This window comes from Micromonospora endophytica (genome assembly GCF_003236305.1).
GTDB lineage: Bacteria > Actinomycetota > Actinomycetes > Mycobacteriales > Micromonosporaceae > Micromonospora > Micromonospora endophytica.
In genome coordinates, this window is sequence record NZ_POTX01000018.1 from 1 (window position 1) to 18,006 (window position 18,006).

Here is an 18,006-nt window from a genome sequence, read left to right on the forward strand (position 1 = left end):
GAGACAGGGTGGTCGGGGTCGTCGTGGGCGGCGCGGTGGTCGGCACCGGACCGGCCGCGATGGCCAGGTCGTACGCCCGCTGCGGCACGAACTGACCCGCGCCGGCGATGCAGCCGTCCGCCTCGCCGGGCAGCTTCACCCAGAGGAAGGCGTCGATGGCGGAGTCCCCGGTGGCGGTGGTGCTCGGCGTGCCGATCGCCCGGCCGGGCGGGTCGCACCACTCGGCCCCGGCGGGACCGTTGCCGTTGCGGCTGGTGTCGATAACCGCCTTCAGCCGGGAGATGCCGGTCGCGGCGATGATCTGCTTGGCGTACGAGACCTCGTCGGCGGTGCGCCGGTAGTTCGACACGTTCACCGAGATGCCGTCGGCGCTGTTGGCGATGTCCGCCGCGGTCAGCCTCGCGGCGGCCGCACCGGGGGCGAGCCAGCCGCCGTGGCCGATGTCGTAGTAGACCTTCGCCGCCGACGAGCCGCGCTTGAGCGCCTTGCCCGCGTACGCCATCGAGGTCCGCACCTCGGCCTGCTGGTTGGCGTCCATGCAATTGGTCATGATCGGGAGCACGTCGGGCTCCAGGATGATGGTGGCCGGGCGCCCGCCGAGACCCGCGGCGACCTGGTCCACCCACTGCCGGTAGACGGTGTGGTTGGGTGCGCCGCCCGCGCTGTGGTTGCTGCAGTCACGGTTGGGGATGTTGTAGACCACCAGGATCGGGATCTTGCCGGCGGCGGCTGCGGCACCGACGAAGGAGTCCACCTCGCCGCGTACGGTCGAGGTGTTGGTGGTGGTGTACCAGCGCGCCTGCGGGACGCTGGCGATCCGGTCCCGGATCACGGCGGCCTTCGAGTCGTTCGGGTTGGCCGCCACCCAACGGGCGGCGCTGGTGTTCGGGTCGACGTAGAAGACGGAGTCGGCGGCGGCTGCGGGAGTGGCGTGCAGTGCGCCCACGCCGACCGTGGCGGCCACGGCGACGGCCGTCGTCACCGCGCCGACCAAGGCGAACGTGCCTCGGTTTCTCATGCTCAGCTCCTTGATGGCATCGAAGAAGGTGCGTGGAAGCGCTCCCACGTTTCCGTCAAGGTACGGGCCGGTTGCCAGGTTGTGAAGACCTTCCGGAAGTTTCCGGTCATCGACCGGCACCGTCGGCAAGCGGACCAGCGCCTACCATCGTCGGATGGCTTCGGACCGGACAGGCGTGGTGGTGGTCGGTGGCGGTATCGCCGGGGTGGCGTGCGCGGTGGAGTTGCATCGGGCTGGCGTGCCGGTCGAGATCCGGGAACGAGGCCGGGTGGCCGGCGGCCGGATGGCCAGCAAGCGCTTCGACGGCCGTCCCGCCGACCTCGGGGCGGCGTACCTGACGGTCAGCGACCCGGACTTCGCCGCGGTGGTGCGCGGCTGGCAGGCCGCCGGGCTGGCCCGGGAGTGGACGCACACCTTCGTCGCGTACGGCGTGGACGGGCGACGTGAGGTCCCCGGGGCGATGCGCTGGGCGGCCCCGCGCGGGCTGCGCTCGCTCGTCGAACACCTGGCCGCGGAGCTGCCGCTGGTGGTGAACCGGCTGGTGCTGGGAGTCGAGCCCGGCCCGGCGGTGGACGGCCGGGCCTGCGCGGCGGTGGTGCTGGCGATGCCCGGCCCGCAGGCCGCGCTGCTGCTCGACCCGGCGCTCGCCACCGCCACCGAGGCGGTCGGCCGGCAGCGGTGGTCACCGGCGCTGGCGGCGGTGCTGCGCTTCCCGGCCCGGCGGTGGCCGGACTTCCGGGGCGCCTTCGTGAACGACCATCCGCTGCTCAGCACCGTCTGCGACGACGGAGACCGGCGCGGGGACGGCGCTCCGGTGCTCGTCGCGCACACCACTGCGGAGTTCGCCGCCGGGCACCTCGCCCAGCCCACCGCCGCCGCCCCGGCGATCGAGGCGGCGGTACGCGACCTGTTCGCCCTGCCCGACCGAGCGGAACAGGTGCACGTGCACCGCTGGACCTACGCCAAGCCGGTCGGCGGTGGCACCGATGCGGGTTTTCACCTCGACGACGACGGCATCGGGTTGGCCGGCGACGCCTTTGGCGAGCCCCGGGTGCAGACCGCCTGGCGCTCCGGCCGTGACCTCGGCCGTGCCCTGGTCCGCCGCCTGACCTGAACCCCGTCAGGGAAGCAGGATCTCGAACCAGACAGTCGAACCGCGCACGGTGGGATCGGTGCCCCAGGCGTCGCTCAACTCCTCGATCAGGCCCAGCCCGCGACCGCGGCTGCTCAGCGTGTCGGTGCGGGCCCGGGTGACAGTGCCCCGGGAACCGGAGTCGGCCACCGAGACGAGCAGGCGCTCGGGACTGAGGTCGATCTCGACCCGGGCCGCCGTGCCGGCGTGCAGCAGCGCGTTCGTGGTCAGCTCGCTGGTACACAACACCGCCGCGCCGATCACCGACTCGGCCACCCCCCACCGGGTGAGCTGAGCGGTCATCCAGTGCCGGACCCGGCTCGGCGCGGTCGGCTCGGCCGGCACCTCCATCCGGGCCGACCGGCTCGGCCGGAGCGCGTACTCGACGGCAAGCACGGCCACGTCGTCCTCGGTGGCCCCGGACACCGCGGCCGTGGCGGTGGCGCACAACGCCCTCGGATCGCCGCTCTGCGCCACCGCCACCGACTCCGCCAGCCGGGCCAGGCCGTGCGACAGGCCATGCCGCCGCCGCTCCACCACACCGTCGCTGAACAGCAGCAACGTGTCGCCGGGGGTGAAGGCGACGGTACGCGTACGGGGGTGGTAGCCGACCCCCAGCGGCGCGCCGAGTGCCACGTCGAGGTACTCGGCGCTCGGCGGGCCGTCGGGCGGGGAGCGGCGCAGCAGCGGCGCCGGGTGTCCGGCGCTGGCCAGGGTGAGCTGCTCCCGGTCGACGTCGATGACACCGAACACCACGGTCACGAACAGTTCGTGCGTACCGGCCTCGGCACCCAGGCTGCTGACCAGCCGGTCGAGACCGGCGAGGACCTGGTCGGGGCGAGGGTCGTTGAGCGCCAACGCCCGCAGCGCGGCCCGTACCTGTCCCATCCGGGCGGCCGCCTGCACATCGTGCCCGGCCACGTCACCGAGCACCACCCCCAGCTCGCCGGTGGGCAGCACGAAGGCGTCGTAGAAGTCCCCGCCGGCGGCGTTGCCGTCGACACCCGGGTCGTAGCGTGCCGCCACCCGCAGCCGGGGCAGGACCGGCAGGTTCTCCGGCAGCATGCTGCGCTGCAACAGCTGGGCCGTACCGTGCTGGGTCTCGAAACGGCGGGCCCGCTCGGTGGCCTGGCCGATCAGCTCGGCCGATGCCGCCAGCAGCGCCCGTTCCGGCGCCGACCAGGCGTGCGCGGTGCGGTAGCCCACGGTCAGACCGCCCCGGACCACGGACGCGCGCAGTGGCACCGCCGCCAGGGCCCGGATCTTCTGGTCGTGCCGGTCGGCGGCGATGTCCCGCAGCGGCTGGCCGTCCTCGACGAATGTGGCCTGCCCGCTGCGTGCGCAGACCACCACCGGGGCCTGCCAGTCCGCCGGCCCGCGCCGCCACAGCGGGGGAAGCCGCTCGTCGGCCTCGTCCACCAGCTCGCCCCGGATCCGCCGGACCATCCGCCAGCCACCACCCCCGTCATCGACGGCCAGGGAGACCCGGTCGGCGTCGAACGACGTGATCGCGTAACGCAGCGCGACCCGCGCCACGTCGTCCAGGGTGAGCGTGCCGGAGAGCGCCGCGGCGAAATCGCTGAGCCCCTGCAGCTGCCGGGTCGCCGGGTTGGTCTCGACCACCACCGACAGCACACCGACGATCCGGCCCAGGCCGGTGCGGACGGGGGAGCAGGCCCGGATGTAGACGGCCTGATCGAGTTCCCCGGCGTCCTGCCGCAACGGCAGGGAGACGGCGCGGTCCAGGAAGGGCTCACCCGTACGGTAGGTGTGCTCGACCACGTCGCCGACGCCCGGACGATGCCACACCTCGGCGAACACCTCGGCGGCCGGCCGCCCGACGGCCTGCGGATGCTTGTCGCCGATCAGCTCGGCGTACGCGTCGTTGTAGAGCAGCAGCAGGTCGTCGCCGAGGTGCAGCGCCATCGGCGCGGGGGAGGCGAGCACGATCTCGACCGCACCCCGCACGGCGGGGTCCCACGACTCGGGCGGACCGAGCACCGTGCCGGCCCACGGCTGCCGGCCGACGACCATGGTGGCACCCGAGACCGGTGTGCCCGGGACGGGGCCTGCTGGCGTGGGGACTCGCCCGACCGTTCCTGGCATGACCGCAGCCTAACCCGACCCGTTCAACCATCGTTTCGGATCATGGTCCGAGCCGCCGCAGTCGGGACAAAAGTCCAGGTCAGGGCCGGTCTGTTGCGGCCTGTCGAGAAAAAGTAGGCGATCGGCGCGGCGTGCTGTCCCGACGTTGGGGTAAGCGCGCGGGGCAAACCATGCGACAGGAGGGACATCATGCCGGAAACCCTTGCGGTCAGGCAGGTCGACATCGGCACCGCCGTGGCCGACATGTGGCGGTCGGTGCTGCTGTTCGTACCGAGGGCCATCGCGTTCATCGCGATCCTGGTGATCGGGTGGCTCATCGCCAGAGCCGTGCTCAAGATCGTTGACGCGGCGTTGGAACGGGTGGGGTTCGACCGCGCGGTCGAACGAGGCGGCATCAAACGGGCGCTGGAACGAACCAGGTACGACGCCAGCGACATCCTGGCGAGGCTGGCGTACTACGCGGTGCTGCTGTTCACGCTGCAGTTCGCCTTCGGCGTCTGGGGTCCGAACGCGATCAGCAACCTGATCGCCGGGGTGGTGGCCTGGCTGCCGCGCGCCTTCGTGGCGATCGTCATCGTGGTGGTGGCCTTCGCGATCGCCAACGCGGTGCGGGACCTCGTGAGCGGGGCGCTCGGCGGCCTGTCGTACGGCAAGGTGCTGGCCGACCTGACGGCGTTCTTCATCATCGCGCTCGGCGTGATCGCCGCCCTGAACCAGGTGGGCATCGCCACCACCGTGACCACTCCGGTGCTGGTAGCGGTGCTCGCCACGGTGGCCGGCATCCTGATCGTCGGGGTCGGTGGTGGTCTGGTCCGGCCGATGCAGAACCGCTGGGAAGGCTGGCTGCACCGGATCGCCGAGGAGTCTCGCGCGGTGCGGGAACAGCAGCAGGGCACCGCGGCCGGGCGGGGCGACATGCAGCGGCGGATGGCCGACCGGACCGGTGCCGGTGCCGAACAACCCACCCAGTCGATGGCCGGGGGGCGTGGCACCTACCAGTCCGGCAACATGGGCGAAGGGCCCCAGCAGTACCGTCAGTGACGGGCCTGGCCGAGCCCTCGCCCGGCGGGGCGGCGTTTCGCCCCGGTAGGGGAGACAGGTCCACACGACGCGGGACGGGTGTCCGCCATCGGCGGGCGCCCGTCCGTCGTCACAGTGGCGGTGGCTGCGGTGCGGGCGTGCCCAGACCGGCGGTCAACGCGCAGACCGCGACGAGCCGCACCAGCACCCAGTCCGCCTCCGACCAGTCCACCGGCCCGACGGGCGGCTGCCAACCGTGCTCCTTGGCCACCTCGCGGAGCCCTTCGGCGTAGCCGGCGAGGGCCGCGGCGCTCAGCGGTCGCTGGTCGCCGCGCAGGCTGTCCCGTACCGCTGCGGCGTGCCGGTCGACCGCCGCCCGCAGACCGGGCAGGCGGGTGGCGGCGGCGAGACCGTCGAGGCCCACCGTGTTGGTGAGCGCCACCAGCGTGGCCCGTGTCGAGTCGACGGCGGTGCGGGCGGGAACCTGGTTCGGTGGCAGGCGCATGAGGAACGAATCTAGCCACTGCGCACCGCCCGCGACCTCGGCCACTCGGCTGGTCAGGGGTCCTGCGGTCGGTTGCCCGGCGGCGGCCCCGGTGATCCTCCGGCGCGCGGCTAGTCGGAGGAGCGGGCGTCGGCCGGCCGACGGCGCGCGGCGTCGTCGGCGATGATCACAGTCGCCACCATGAGCGCCACGCAGAGGCTGAACAGCCAGGAGCTGTCCTCGACCAGCCTGGCGGAGACGGGTGCCTGAACGGCGGCGAGAAGGAAGCCGAGCCATGCCAGGCGACGCTGACGCGTGGAGAGAAAGCCGGAGCCCTGATGCATTCCGAAAGTCTTGCGCGGGATGCCGCCGTTGCCGTCAGCCGAACGGCCGATTCTGGCCGACCTGTCCCCAACGTCACCCATTCGGACACTCTGCGTGATCGAATGCCTGCTGCGCCGTCCCGGTGCGCCCGCTTTTGGGTGGGGGTGTCAGAGGTTGTCGGGCCCGGTGCGGCCGGTGGTGGAAGGGCGGTAGGCGCGGTCCGGGTCGGTCGGCTCGCGGCCCGTGCCGGGGATCTCGCCGCCGCGGTCGACCGGCTCGGGGCCGTGCCCGAAGGCGGCCTCCTCGCCGGCGTCGTTGGCGGTCACGTCATCTGCCTGCCCGTCGAGGCTCGACCGGGCGACCGCCCGGTCCAGCTCCTCGAGCGGCAGCCGTTCCTCGTCACGCCACACCCTGTCCTCGCCCATGCCCTACCCCCTACCCCGGTGCGCCCCGGACAAACCGCGGATCAGGGCTGAGGGCGGTCGACGCTGCCGCGCCAGGCACCGGTCTCCTGGCCTCGGCGCTCGATGAACTGCTTGAACCGTTGCAGGTCACCCTTGGCCCGGCGGTCGACCACGCCGAGCTTGTCGCCGGCCTGCTCGATCACGCCCTGCGGGTCGAACTCCAGCTGGAGGCTCACCCGGCTGCTGTTCTCGTCCAACCGGTGGAAGGTCACCACACCGGCGTGCTGGGTGCCGCCGGTCGAGCGCCAGGCCACCCGCTCGTCGGGCAGCTGCTCGGTGATCTCGGCGTCGAACTCCCGCTTGACACCGGCGATCTCGACAGTCCAGTGGGTCATCGTGTCGGAGAGCTGGCGCACCTCCTCCACACCCTCCATGAAGTGGGGGAACTCCTCGAACTGCGTCCACTGGTCGTACGCGGTCCGCACCGGGACCGCCACGTCGACATGCTCGGTTACGCCACTCATCAGCATCCTCTCCTGCGCTGGCGGGGGCGGTGGAGCCTCACCAACGCGTCGTCTCGTTCTTGTGTCCGAGCGCCGCCCACACCTCGGACACCGTCTGGTACCGGGTGTCCTCCGGCAGCCGCGCCAACTCGGCCAGCACGTCGTCCGGTGCCTCGTTCTCCCGCGCGTTGGCGAGCAACGTGGCCCGGTCACCGGGCAGCGCGGTCATCGTGATGAACCGCCCGAGCCGGCTGCGTGCCTCGACGTCCTCGGAACTCATTCCCTGGGGAGTGCCGGTACGCAGGTCGCCGGCCGGGGCCGTGGTGGCCTCCGGCTGGTCCTCACCCGCGGGCTCCGGCACCCGGAACTCGTCGACCCGTGAACCGCCGGTCCCCGGCCCCTGCACGAGGCCGCTGACCTCCTGGCTCATCTGCTCGTCGACCCTGGGTCCGTGCTTGCTGTTGCCACGTTCCATGCCTTCTGCGCTACCCGACCGGGCGAGTGGTAAACCCGGCAAGCCGTCACGAACCGGCCGGTGAGCGCGGTTGCAGCACCGGCTCCTCCGTGTCGGTGGCACCCGACTGGAGCAGCCTGCCGCGCTGGAGTTCGGCGTTGATCTGCACCCCCAGCATCAGCGCGGAATTGGAGAGATAGAGCCAGACCAGGAAGGCGATCACCGCGCCGAGGCTGCCGTAGGTGGCGTCGTAAGACCCGAAGTTCGCCACGTACAGGCCGAAGCCGAAGGACCCGAGCGCCCAGGCGGCCAGCGCCACCGCTCCGCCCGGGGTGAGCCACCGGAACCGTGGCTGGCGGACGTTCGGCGCGGCCCAGAACAACAGCGACAGCAGCAGCATCGCGATCAACGCCAGCGCCGGCCACTTGACCACCGCCCAGGCGGTCCGCATCGCGTCACCGGCACCCACCAGGTTGCCGACGGCGTCGGCGACCGGACCGCTGACGATCAGGCCGGCGGCGACCGTGGCGAGCATGACCAGCGACAGGGCCGCCAGCCCGATCTGCGTCGGGCGCAGCCGCCACACCGGCCGCCCCTCGGTGACCCCGTAGATCGCGTTCGACGCCCGGGTGAACGAGGCGATGAAGTTCGAGGCCGACCAGAGCGCGCCGAGCAGACCGAAACTGAGCAGCACCCCGGCCGAGCTGTTCTGGTCCACCACCGCCCGGATCACCCCGACGAAGCGCTCGTCGGCCACCACCGAGCCGGCGCCGAGGTCCCGGGCCAGGTCCAGCACCGTGTCGACGGTGCGCTCCCCGTCGGAGACCAGGCCGACCAGGGCCACCACCACGACGGTGGAGGGGAAGAGCGCGAGTACGCCGTAGTAGGTGAGCGCCGCGGCCCAGTCCGTGCAGTTGTCCCGCAGATAGTTGCGCCCGCTGCGGACCAGCACGCCCCGCCAGGTCGGCCAGTGCAACTGGCGGATGCCCGGCAACGGTGACACCGACTCCTCGGCGTTCGGGGCCTGGGGGTTCGTCGTCGTCATCAAGAGCCGCTCCCTGTCGCACGACCGGCACGTGCGCGCTCACCGGTGCCCGCGCCGGTACCCGGGGCCGTCCGTCGGTAAACCGCGCGGCCGGTTTGCCGCTGCCGTCGGGGGGAACGCCAGGGGGAATGGCTCGTACACGGAGGAGGTTCGAGATGCCCGGGCGCGAGGTACTGCCCAGCACGCTGCGGCGCTCCCCGGAGAAGGCCCAGCGCACCTGGGAGAAGACGCACGACTCGGCAGTCGAGACGTACGGCGAGGGGGAGCGGGCGCACCGGACCGCCTTCGCCGCCGTCAAGCACGAGTTCGAGAAGGTGGGCGACCACTGGGAGCCCAAGGGCCGCAAGGGACCCAGCGACCAGCAGGCCGCGGGCGGCGGTCCGGCCCGGCGGGCACCCACCGCCGGTGGGGTCGACGCGAACGCCCCCAAGGAGCACCTCATGGAGATCGCCCGCAGACTGGATGTGCGGGGACGATCGAGCATGACCAAGCCGGAACTGGTCAAGGCCATCCAGAAGGCCAACAACCGGCAGACGGCCAAGGCCCGCGGCGACTGACGCGCCGTCGACCGAGCGGCCCCTGACCCGAGCGTACGGCCCGGGCCAGGGGCCGCACGGCGCCGTCGACCGAAGAACCGACCGGAGCCACCCTGTCCCCGGCGCTTCCCGGGGGATTACCAGTGGCCGCCGCCGGGGGCCTCGATGTGCACCGCCTTCACGGCGGTGAACTCGTCGAGCAGTTCCGGGCCGTACCCGAAGCCCTGGCCGCTGGCGCGGCGCGGATGGGCGGCACCGGCCGGCGCGCCACCGAAGACCGCGTTCACCTTGACGGTGCCCACCGGAAGTTCCCGCCAGGCCCGTTGGGCGTGGCTCATCGAGCCGGTCAGCACCGTGGCGGCCAGACCGTACGGTGAGTCGGCCGCGCACCGCAGCGCCTCGCTGAACGAGTCGACCACCACCACCGGGGCGACCGGGCCGAAGGTCTCCTCGCGGACCAGGGACATGTCGTGCCGGCAGTTGTCCACCACTGTCGCGGGGTAGAAGGCACCGGGACCGTCGGGCAGTGCGCCGCCGACGCGGATCCGCGCGCCGTCGGCCACCGCCGCGGTCACCTGCCCGTGCACCTGGTCTCGGTGGCGACGGTCGACAAGTGGGCCCAACTCGGTGTCCGGGGCCCGGCCGGGCCCGACCCGCAGCGCGGCGGCCCGGTCGACAAGCGCGGTCACGAAGTCCTCGGCGAGGTCGCGATGGACGTAGATCCGCTCCACCGCCACGCAGATCTGCCCCGCGTTGGCGAAGGCGCCCTGGGCGGCCTGCGCGGCGGCCCAGATCGGGTCGACATCGGCGTCGACGACGAGCGGGTCGCTGCCGCCGTTCTCCAGCAGCGCCTTCGCGCCGGTCGTCGCGGCGGCCGAGGCGATGGCCCGACCGGTGGCGGTGGACCCGACGTGCGCCACCACGTCCACCTCGGCGGCGGCGAGCGCCGCGCCGGTCTCGGGGCCGCCGGTGAGCAACGACAGCACCCCGGCCGGCAGCACGGAGTCCAGCGCCCGGGCGAGCAACCAGCCGGTGGCCGGAGTCCGTTCGCTCGGCTTGTGCAGCACCACGTTCCCGGTGACCAGGGCCGCGCCGAGCAACCCGCAGGCGACGGCGACCGGATCGTTCCACGGGGTGATGACGGCGACCACACCGCGCGGCTGCGGTGCCATGAAGTCCAGCGCCGCGGGATCGCCGTGCAGGGTGCGTCCACCCCGGGCCGGGGCGAGTTCGGCGTACTGCCGCAGGGTGGCGACGCCGGCCTCGACGCCGCCCCGGGCGTCCGCGAGCGGCTTGCCCATCTCGGCGGTGGTGGCCCGGGCGAGTTCGTCGGCGGCCTCGGCGACCGCGTCGGCGGCCCGGTGCAGCGCGGCGGCCCGTTCGGCCGGGGAGGTGTCCGCCCAGTCCGCCGCCACTCCGCGCGCCGCCGCCACCGCCTTGCCCACCTCGTCGGCCGTCGCGACCGGTGCGCTGGTCACCGGCGTGCCGTCGGTCGGGTCGCGCACCACCAGTTCACCTGCCTCACCACCGGCTCCCCACACCCCACCGATCAACTGCGCAACCGTGTACATGGGCGCTGGATGCCCCGGCCCGGGGCGGACAAACGTTTGGTCCGGCTGCCCCCGGGGTAGCGTCCACTGATGATCTCGCGGGGTTCCACCGGTGCCGAACACGCCGACGCCGTCGTCATCGGCGCGGGACACAACGGCCTGGTCGCCGCGAACCTGCTCGCCGACGCGGGCTGGGACGTGGTGGTGCTGGAGGCGACCGGAGTGCCGGGTGGCGCGGTGCGGTCGGCCGAGGTGACCGCGCCCGGTTACCTCAGCGACCTTTTCAGCTCCTTCTATCCGCTCGGTTACGTCTCGCCGGTGCTGCGCGGGCTGGACCTGGACCGGCACGGGCTCGCCTGGCGGCACGCCCCGGACGTGCTGGCCCACCTCTTCCCCGACGACCGGGCGGCACTGCTCAACCTCGATCCGTCGGTCACCGCGGCCTCGCTGGAGACGTTCGCGCCCGGCGACGGCGACCGCTGGCTGGCCGCGTACGACCAGTGGCGGCAGGTCTCCGGTCCGCTGACCGAGCTGATCACCACACCCTTCCCGCCGGTACGCGGCGGCCTGCGGTTGTTGCGCCGACTGCGCACCGGCGGCGCCTTGCGGCTGGCCCGGCGGATGGTGCTGCCGGTACGCCGGTTCGGCGCGGAGATGTTCGACGGTGCGGGCGGTCCGGCCCTGCTCGCGGGCTCCGCCCTGCACACCGACCTGTCTCCCGAGGAGGCCGGCTCCGGCCTGTACGGGTGGCTGCTGGTCATGCTCGGCCAGCAGGTCGGCTGGCCGGTGCCGGTCGGCGGGGCGCAGCGCATCACCGACGCCCTGGTGGCCCGGTTGACCGCGCGGGGTGGCCGGATCCACTACGCCGCCCGGGTGGACCGGGTGCTCGTCGCCCGGGGCCGGGCGATGGGTGTGCGTACGGTCGGGGGAGAGCTGTGGCGGGCTCGCCGCGCGGTCCTGGCCGACGTGCCGGCGCCCGCGCTCTACCTGGATCTCGTCGGCGCGTCGGCGCTGCCGGCCCGGCTGGTGGCGGACCTGGAGCGGTTCCGTTGGGACGGCTCGACGGTGAAGGTCGACTGGGCGTTGTCAGCGCCGGTGCCGTGGACCAACCGGCAACTCGCCGGCGCCGGCACCGTGCATCTCGGCGCGGACCTGGACGGGCTCACCAGCTACGCCGCCACGCTGTCCCGCGGCGAGCTGCCCCGTGACCCGTTCCTGCTGGTCGGGCAGATGTCGGTGGCCGACCCCAGCCACTCCCCGCCGGGCACCGAGTCGCTCTGGGCGTACACCCACCTGCCGTTCCGCCGGCACTGGCGGGCCGAGGAGATCGCCGCGCACGTGGAGCGGATGGAGGCGGTGCTGGAGGCCGCCGCGCCCGGGTTCCGCAGCCTGGTGGTGGGCCGGCACGTGGCCGGCCCGGCCGAGTTGGAGCGGGACAATCCCAGCCTGGTCGGGGGTGCCCTCGGCGGCGGCACGGCCGCGCCGTACCAGCAGTTGTTCCTGCGCCCGGTGCCCGGCCTGGGTCGTGCCGACACGCCTGTGGACCGGCTCTTCCTGGCCAGCGCGTCGGCCCATCCCGGTGGCGGGGTGCACGGCGCGCCGGGCGCGAACGCGGCCCGGGCCGCGCTGGCCCGGGACCGGGCCCTCACCGGCGCGGTCTACCACCGGGCGATCGCCGCCGCCCAGGACGCCGTCTATCGGTGAGGCGGCGCTGGTTCAGCCGTCGATGTGGCGGTGCCGGGACCGGAGCTTGAACGGCATCAGGGCACTTTCGATCTTGGTGGCGGTGGTCATCTTCGAGGCACCGTCGCGCCGCTCCTCGAAGCGGATCGGCACCTCGAGGATGGTGTGTCCCAGCTTGGTGGCGAGGTAGTGCATCTCGACCTGGAAGCTGTAGCCGTTGGACTGCACCCGCTCCAGCCCGATGTCGCGCAGCGCGTCGGCCCGCCAGATCTTGAAGCCGGCGGTCAGGTCCCGGATCCGCACCCGCAGCAGCGTGTGCACGTAGAGGTTGGCCCAGCCGCTGAGCGCCCGCCGGTACAGCGGCCAGTTCGCGTCCAGCTCGCCGCCGGGGACGTACCGTGAGCCGATCACCACACCGGCCTGCGTGGAGAGCAGGGCGCCGAGCATGCCCGGCAGCGCCTCCGGCGGGTGGGACAGATCAGCGTCCATCTGGGCGACGTACTCGGCGCCGCCGTCGAGCGCCCGGCCGATCCCGTCCACGTACGCCCGTCCGAGTCCCTCCTTGCCGGGCCGGTGCACGACCTCGACCCGCTCGGGGTGCTCGATGGCGAGCTTGTCGGCGACCTCGCCGGTCCCGTCCGGGGAGTTGTCGTCGGCGACCAGTACCTTCAGGCCGGGCAGCGGCAGCGCGAGCAACCGCTCGACCAGCACCGGCAGGTTGCCCGCCTCGTTGTAGGTCGGCACCACGACGGTCAGCCGCACGTCCCGCCACGGCGAGGGCAACTGGACGGGTTCGATCATGGGGGACATCCTCGGTCGGCGGACAGGGTCCCTCAGAGGGTAGCCAGTTGTCCCTTCCGGGGGGAAATTGCCCGCCGAGGCGTCGCGCCGGTGCCGTCAGTCCGGGGTCTTCTGCCGTCGCGCGATGTCGCAGAGGCGGCGCAGCGTCTCCCAGACCTGCTTGACGGGGGCCTCGATCACTCTGTCCACGATCGCCACCGCTTCGCCGTACCCTCGCCGTGTCCTCGGTAACCGCCCAGGTGGGTTAGCTTCTCCGGGGGCGCGGGTAACGCCACCCGCGGACGGCACCGGCGACCCACCGTCCGCGCCACGCGGCCACCGCGCCGCGACTGACGTTTACTCCCCGGGGCGTCGGGAACCCGCCGCCCGTGCGACGGGACCGTGGGGAGCCGGATCAGCGTAGGTCAGCCGGGGTGCTGACCGCGCCCGGCCGGGCCGGGCCCGCCCCGGTCCTGTTCGACGCGGTCCTGCTGGACCGGGACGGCACCCTGGTCGAGGACGTGCCGTACAACGGCGATCCGGACAAGGTACGCCCGATGCCGGGCGCGCGCGCCGCCCTGGACCGGTTGCGCGCCGCCGGACTCAAGCTAGCCGTGGTGACCAACCAGTCCGGGCTGGCCCGGGGCCTGTTCACCGAGCGGCAACTGGACCGGGTGCACCGCCGGATCGAGGAACTGCTCGGCCCGTTCGACTCCTGGCAGGTGTGCCCGCACGACGACGGGGACGGCTGCGCCTGCCGCAAGCCGGCACCGGGTCTGGTGCACGCCGCCGCCGACGCGCTGGGCACCGTGCCCGCCCGCTGCGTCCTGATCGGCGACATCGGTCGTGATGTCACCGCCGCCTTGGCCGCTGGCGCCGCCGGCCTGCTGGTGCCGACGCCGGTGACCCGGGCCGAGGAGATCGCCGCAGCCGGCTGGGTGGCCGACGACCTGCCGGCCGCGGTCGCGGAACTGTTGCGCCGCCAGGCCGCGCTACGACCGGCCCCGGCCGCTCCCGCCACCGGTGGTGGCCGGCGGACCGTGCTGGTGGCGCGCTCGGACTCGGCCGGGGACGTGTTGCTCACCGGACCCGGCATCCGGGCGGTCGCCGCCGGCGCGGAGCGCGTCGTGCTGCTCTGCGGCCCGCGCGGCCGGGCCGCCGCCGACCTGCTGCCCGGCGTCGACGAGGTGATCGAGCACCGGTTGCCCTGGATCGACCCGGTGCCCGGCCCGGTCGAGCCGGCGCGGCTCACCGCGTTGATCACCCGGCTCGCCGCGGTGGCCGCCGACGAGGCGGTCATCTTCACCTCCTTCCACCAGTCGCCGCTGCCGCTGGCGCTGCTGCTGCGGATGGCCGGGGTCGCGCGGATCGCCGCGATCAGCGACGACTACCCGGGCAGCCTGCTCGACGTACGGCACCGGGTGCCGGTCGGCGTGCCCGAGGCCGAACGCGCCCTGTCCCTGGCGGCCGCGGCCGGCTACGCGCTGCCCGCCGGGGACGGGCCGTACCTCCGGTTGCGTCCGGCACCACCACCGCCACCCGCGGTCGGCGACCCGGGCTACGTGGTGCTGCATCCCGGCTCGGCCGCGCAGGCCCGGGGCTGCCCGCCGGAGGTGGCCGAACGGATCGCCAGGCGGCTGACCGCCGCCGGGCACCGGGTGGTGGTCACCGGTGGCCCGGCCGAGCGTGACCTGACCGCCCGGGTCGCCGGTGGACACGCCGTGGACCTGGGCGGCGGCACCGGGCTGGCCGAGCTGTCCGCGGTCGTCGCCGCCGCCGGTGCGGTGGTGGTCGGCAACACCGGCCCGGCGCACCTGGCCGCCGCCCATGGGGTGCCGGTGGTGAGTCTCTTCGCCCCCACCGTCCCGTTCGGCCAGTGGGGGCCGTGGCGGGTGCCGACGGTACGCCTCGGCGACGCCACCGCCGCCTGCCGCGACACCCGGGCCGCGCACTGTCCGATACCCGGCCACCCCTGCCTGCGCGGCGTCGAGCCGGACAGCGTCCTGGACGCCCTGCGGCTGCTGGGCGTACCGGCGCGGGGGCCGGCGACCGTGGTCGGCGCGGTGTCGCGGGTCGCGCCGCCGGTGGTCGCCGGTGGTGGTGGGAGGACGCGATGAACATCCTGCTCTGGCACGTGCACGGCTCCTGGACCACCTCGTTCGTGCACGGCAAGCACCGCTACCTGGTGCCGGCGACCCCGGACCGGGGCCCGTACGGACTCGGCCGGGCGCGCACCTACACCTGGCCGGAGAGCGCCGCGGAGGTGAGCCCCGAGCAGCTCCGCGACGCCGAGGTCGACGTGGTGATCCTGCAACGGCCCGAGGAGGTCGACCTGGCCGCCGAGTGGCTGGGCCGCCGCCCGGGACGCGACCTGCCGGCGATCTACGTGGAGCACAACACCCCGAAGGACGGGCAGGTCCCGCACAGCCGACACCCGATGGCGGACCGGGACGACCTGCTCATCGCCCACGTGACCGCGTTCAACGAACTCTTCTGGGACACCGGTTCGACCCGGACCACGGTCGTCGACCACGGCATCGTGGCACCGGCCGTGGCGTACACCGGCGAACTGGACCGGCTCGCCGTGGTGATCAACGAACCGGTACGCCGGTGGCGGGTCACCGGCACCGACCTGCTGCCCCGGTTCGCCGAGATCGCCCCGCTCGACGTCTTCGGCCTGAAGGTGGCCGGGCTGGCCGCGCATCTCGGCCTGCCCGCCGACCGGCTCACCAGCCACGACGACGTGCCGCAGCACCGGATGCACGCCGAGCTGGCGCGGCGGCGGGCGTACCTGCACCTGTGCCGGTGGACCTCGCTCGGGCTGAGCCTGATCGAGGCGATGAGCATGGGCATGCCGGTGGTGGCGCTGGCCAGCACCGAGGCGGTGATGGCGGTGCCGCCGGACGCCGGTGCCCTCTCCACCCGGGTCGACGACCTGCTGGCCGCCGCCGGCCGGTTCGTCGCCGAACCGGAGCAGGCGCGCCGGGCCGGCGTACAGGCCCGCGCCGCGGCCCGCGAACGCTACGGCCTCGACCGTTTCCTCGCCGACTGGGACCGGCTCCTGGAGGAGGAAGTATGCGGATAGCGATGATCTCGGAGCACGCCAGCCCGCTCGCCATCCTCGGTGGCGAGGACGCCGGCGGCCAGAACACGCACGTGGCGGAACTCGCCGCCGCGCTCGCCGCCGCCGGGCACGACGTCCGCGTCTACACCCGCCGCGACGCGGTCGACCTGCCGGTGATCGTCCGCGCCCCGGACGGCTACGACGTGGTGCACGTACCGGCCGGTCCGGCCGAGCCGGTGGCCAAGGACGCGCTGCTGCCGCACATGCGGCCGTTCAGCGCCTGGCTGGTGGAGCGGTGGCGCGGCGGGGACTGGACCCCCGAGGTGATCCACGCGCACTTCTGGATGAGCGGACTGGCCGCGCTGGAGGCCAGCCGGCAGACCGGGACACCCGTGGTGCAGACGTACCACGCGCTCGGCACCGTCAAGCGCCGCCACCAGGGCGTGCAGGACACCAGCCCGGCCCGGCGGATCGGCTACGAACTCCAACTGGGTCGCACGGTGGACCGGGTGATCGCCCAGTGCCGCGACGAGGTCGGCGAGCTGGTCCGGATGGGGGTGCCCCGGTCCCGGATCACTGTCGTCCCGTCCGGAGTCAACCTGGCCACCTTCGCCCCGCTGGGCCCGGCCGCCGAACGCGAACCCGACCGGGCCCGGATCCTCACCGTCGGCCGGCTGGTGGAACGCAAGGGATTCCAGACCGTGGTCCGCGCCATGACGCACGTACCCGACGCGGAGTGTGTGGTGGTGGGTGGCCCACCGGCCGGCCTGCTGGAGACCGACCCGTACGCCCGCCGGTTGCGGGCCCTGGCCGGCACCTGCGGGGTGGCCGACCGGGTCCGCCTGGTCGGCGCGGTGCCGCGCGAGGAGATGGGCCGCTGGTACCGGTCCGCCGACATCCTGGTCGCCGCCCCCTGGTACGAGCCCTTCGGCCTGACCCCACTGGAGGCGATGGCGTGCGGGGTGCCGGTGGTGGCGACCGCCGTCGGCGGGTTGCGGGACACGGTGGTCGACGGTGTGACAGGCGATCTGGTGCCGGCCCGGGATCCGAAGGCGCTGGGGCAGACGCTGCGCCGGCTGCTCGACGACCGGATCCGCCGCTTCGCCTACGCGGGCGCGGCTCGGGCCCGGGCCCGGCAGCACTACTCCTGGACCGTCACCGCCGAGCGGCTCGCCGAGGTCTACGCCGAGGTGGCCGCCGTGCACCGACCCAGCCGGGTGGTGGCCTGATGCCGGCGCGGAACCCCCTCGACGAACACCTGACGCTGCTGGCCGCGGCGCTGCCGCCGTACCGGCGGTGCGAGCCGTTGCTGGCCCGCTGGGGTGCGGCGCTGGCGCGCCGGCTCACCGCCGGCGGTCGGCTGCTGGTGGCCGGCAACGGCGGCAGCGCCGCCGAGGCACAGCACCTGACCGCCGAACTGGTGGGCAAGCTCCGCGACGACCGCCAGCCGCTCTCCGCCATCGCCCTGCACGCCGAGACCTCGGCGCTGACCGCGATCGGCAACGACTACGGCTACGACGAGGTCTTCGCCCGCCAGGTGCGGGCCCACGGCCGCCCCGACGACATGCTGCTGCTCCTCTCCACCAGCGGCGGCAGCCGTAACCTGCTCGCCGCCGCGGCGGCGGGCCGCGACGCCGGGCTGCGCTGCTGGGCCTTCACCGGCCCGGCCCCGAACCCGCTCGCCGACGCCTGCCACGAGGTGCTGGCCGTCGACTCCCCGGACAGCCAGGTGGTCCAGGAACTGCATCTGGTCTCCAGCCACCTGCTCTGCGAGTACGTCGAGTTGGCGTTGCCGGACTGTCTGGCGGCGACGGTGCCGGCTGCGCCGGCCGCCGGCCCGGTGCGGGCCGGCGTCGAGGTGGTGCTGGACGGCGGTGCCAGCCGGCCGGTCGAGGCATGAGGA

At 73.7% G+C, this 18,006-nt stretch carries 18 protein-coding genes; 8 read left to right on the forward strand and 10 right to left on the reverse strand.

The genetic code is table 11. The features are described 5' to 3' along the window. A partial coding sequence (locus C1I93_RS04565; RefSeq protein ID WP_111241985.1) for a glycoside hydrolase family 6 protein occupies window positions 1-1,018 on the reverse strand: 1,018 nt, incomplete at its 3' end. A 175-nt stretch (window positions 1,019-1,193) separates the two neighbouring features. Between C1I93_RS04565 and C1I93_RS04570 the strand changes: the two genes are divergently transcribed. Beyond that, window positions 1,194-2,132: an NAD(P)/FAD-dependent oxidoreductase gene (locus C1I93_RS04570; RefSeq protein ID WP_181445010.1), complete on the forward strand. Its 939-nt coding sequence runs from the start codon at window positions 1,194-1,196 to the stop codon at window positions 2,130-2,132. Window positions 2,133-2,138: 6 nt separating this feature from the next. On the opposite strand, the gene C1I93_RS04575 is transcribed toward C1I93_RS04570, so the two are convergent. Then, window positions 2,139-4,256 (reverse strand): ATP-binding SpoIIE family protein phosphatase, encoded by a 2,118-nt coding sequence (locus C1I93_RS04575; RefSeq protein WP_111241951.1) that lies wholly within the window; start codon window positions 4,254-4,256, stop codon window positions 2,139-2,141. 189 nt (window positions 4,257-4,445) lie between these two features. On the opposite strand from C1I93_RS04575, the gene C1I93_RS04580 reads away from it, so the two are divergent. After that, on the forward strand, window positions 4,446-5,297 hold the full coding sequence (locus tag C1I93_RS04580) for a mechanosensitive ion channel family protein (protein WP_111241952.1): 852 nt from the start codon (window positions 4,446-4,448) through the stop codon (window positions 5,295-5,297). A 109-nt stretch (window positions 5,298-5,406) separates the two neighbouring features. On the opposite strand, the gene C1I93_RS04585 is transcribed toward C1I93_RS04580, so the two are convergent. The 6 genes from C1I93_RS04585 to C1I93_RS04610 all read right to left on the reverse strand — a co-directional run bounded on the left by C1I93_RS04585 (window position 5,407) and on the right by C1I93_RS04610 (window position 8,490). Continuing rightward, window positions 5,407-5,781, reverse strand: coding sequence for a DUF6401 family natural product biosynthesis protein (locus tag C1I93_RS04585; RefSeq protein ID WP_111241986.1), 375 nt, complete (start codon window positions 5,779-5,781; stop codon window positions 5,407-5,409). Between the two features lie 110 nt (window positions 5,782-5,891). After that, on the reverse strand, window positions 5,892-6,185 hold the full coding sequence (locus C1I93_RS04590) for a hypothetical protein (RefSeq protein ID WP_223256359.1): 294 nt from the start codon (window positions 6,183-6,185) through the stop codon (window positions 5,892-5,894). Between the two features lie 66 nt (window positions 6,186-6,251). Further along, window positions 6,252-6,509: a hypothetical protein gene (locus C1I93_RS04595; RefSeq protein ID WP_111241953.1), complete on the reverse strand. Its 258-nt coding sequence runs from the start codon at window positions 6,507-6,509 to the stop codon at window positions 6,252-6,254. 41 nt (window positions 6,510-6,550) lie between these two features. After that, on the reverse strand, window positions 6,551-7,012 hold the full coding sequence (locus C1I93_RS04600; RefSeq protein WP_111241988.1) for an SRPBCC family protein: 462 nt from the start codon (window positions 7,010-7,012) through the stop codon (window positions 6,551-6,553). A gap of 37 nt (window positions 7,013-7,049) precedes the next feature. Further along, complete coding sequence (locus tag C1I93_RS04605; RefSeq protein WP_111241954.1) at window positions 7,050-7,466, reverse strand: DUF2795 domain-containing protein; 417 nt, start codon at window positions 7,464-7,466, stop codon at window positions 7,050-7,052. 46 nt (window positions 7,467-7,512) lie between these two features. Next, window positions 7,513-8,490 carry a YihY/virulence factor BrkB family protein gene (locus C1I93_RS04610; RefSeq protein WP_111241955.1) on the reverse strand — a complete coding sequence of 326 codons (978 nt, stop codon included), beginning with the start codon at window positions 8,488-8,490 and terminating at the stop codon, window positions 7,513-7,515. 155 nt (window positions 8,491-8,645) lie between these two features. Between C1I93_RS04610 and C1I93_RS04615 the strand changes: the two genes are divergently transcribed. Next, window positions 8,646-9,047, forward strand: a complete 402-nt coding sequence (locus tag C1I93_RS04615; RefSeq protein WP_111241956.1) for a ChaB family protein — start codon at window positions 8,646-8,648, stop codon at window positions 9,045-9,047. 116 nt (window positions 9,048-9,163) lie between these two features. On the opposite strand, the gene C1I93_RS04620 is transcribed toward C1I93_RS04615, so the two are convergent. Then, on the reverse strand, window positions 9,164-10,597 hold the full coding sequence (locus C1I93_RS04620) for an aldehyde dehydrogenase family protein (RefSeq protein WP_111241957.1): 1,434 nt from the start codon (window positions 10,595-10,597) through the stop codon (window positions 9,164-9,166). Window positions 10,598-10,666: 69 nt separating this feature from the next. Between C1I93_RS04620 and C1I93_RS04625 the strand changes: the two genes are divergently transcribed. Further along, a complete protein-coding gene (locus C1I93_RS04625) occupies window positions 10,667-12,280 on the forward strand; it encodes a phytoene desaturase family protein (RefSeq protein ID WP_111241958.1) in 1,614 nt (537 codons plus the stop codon). 12 nt (window positions 12,281-12,292) lie between these two features. Here the strand turns inward: C1I93_RS04625 and C1I93_RS04630 are convergent, their stop codons facing one another. Continuing rightward, a complete protein-coding gene (locus C1I93_RS04630) occupies window positions 12,293-13,060 on the reverse strand; it encodes a polyprenol monophosphomannose synthase (protein ID WP_111241959.1) in 768 nt (255 codons plus the stop codon). A gap of 413 nt (window positions 13,061-13,473) precedes the next feature. On the opposite strand from C1I93_RS04630, the gene C1I93_RS04635 reads away from it, so the two are divergent. From C1I93_RS04635 to C1I93_RS04650, 4 genes are read left to right on the forward strand one after another with little or no spacing between them, the layout of a single operon-like run. Then, a complete protein-coding gene (locus C1I93_RS04635) occupies window positions 13,474-15,156 on the forward strand; it encodes an HAD-IIIA family hydrolase (protein WP_223256360.1) in 1,683 nt (560 codons plus the stop codon). Then, entirely contained in the window at window positions 15,153-16,124 is a 972-nt protein-coding gene (locus tag C1I93_RS04640) for a glycosyltransferase (RefSeq protein WP_111241961.1), read from the forward strand. Before C1I93_RS04635 ends, C1I93_RS04640 begins: the two co-directional genes overlap by 4 nt. Further along, a complete protein-coding gene (locus C1I93_RS04645) occupies window positions 16,115-17,332 on the forward strand; it encodes a glycosyltransferase (protein WP_111241962.1) in 1,218 nt (405 codons plus the stop codon). Before C1I93_RS04640 ends, C1I93_RS04645 begins: the two co-directional genes overlap by 10 nt. Then, a complete protein-coding gene (locus tag C1I93_RS04650; RefSeq protein WP_111241989.1) occupies window positions 17,329-18,003 on the forward strand; it encodes a D-sedoheptulose-7-phosphate isomerase in 675 nt (224 codons plus the stop codon). Before C1I93_RS04645 ends, C1I93_RS04650 begins: the two co-directional genes overlap by 4 nt. Window positions 18,004-18,006 lie beyond the last annotated feature (3 nt).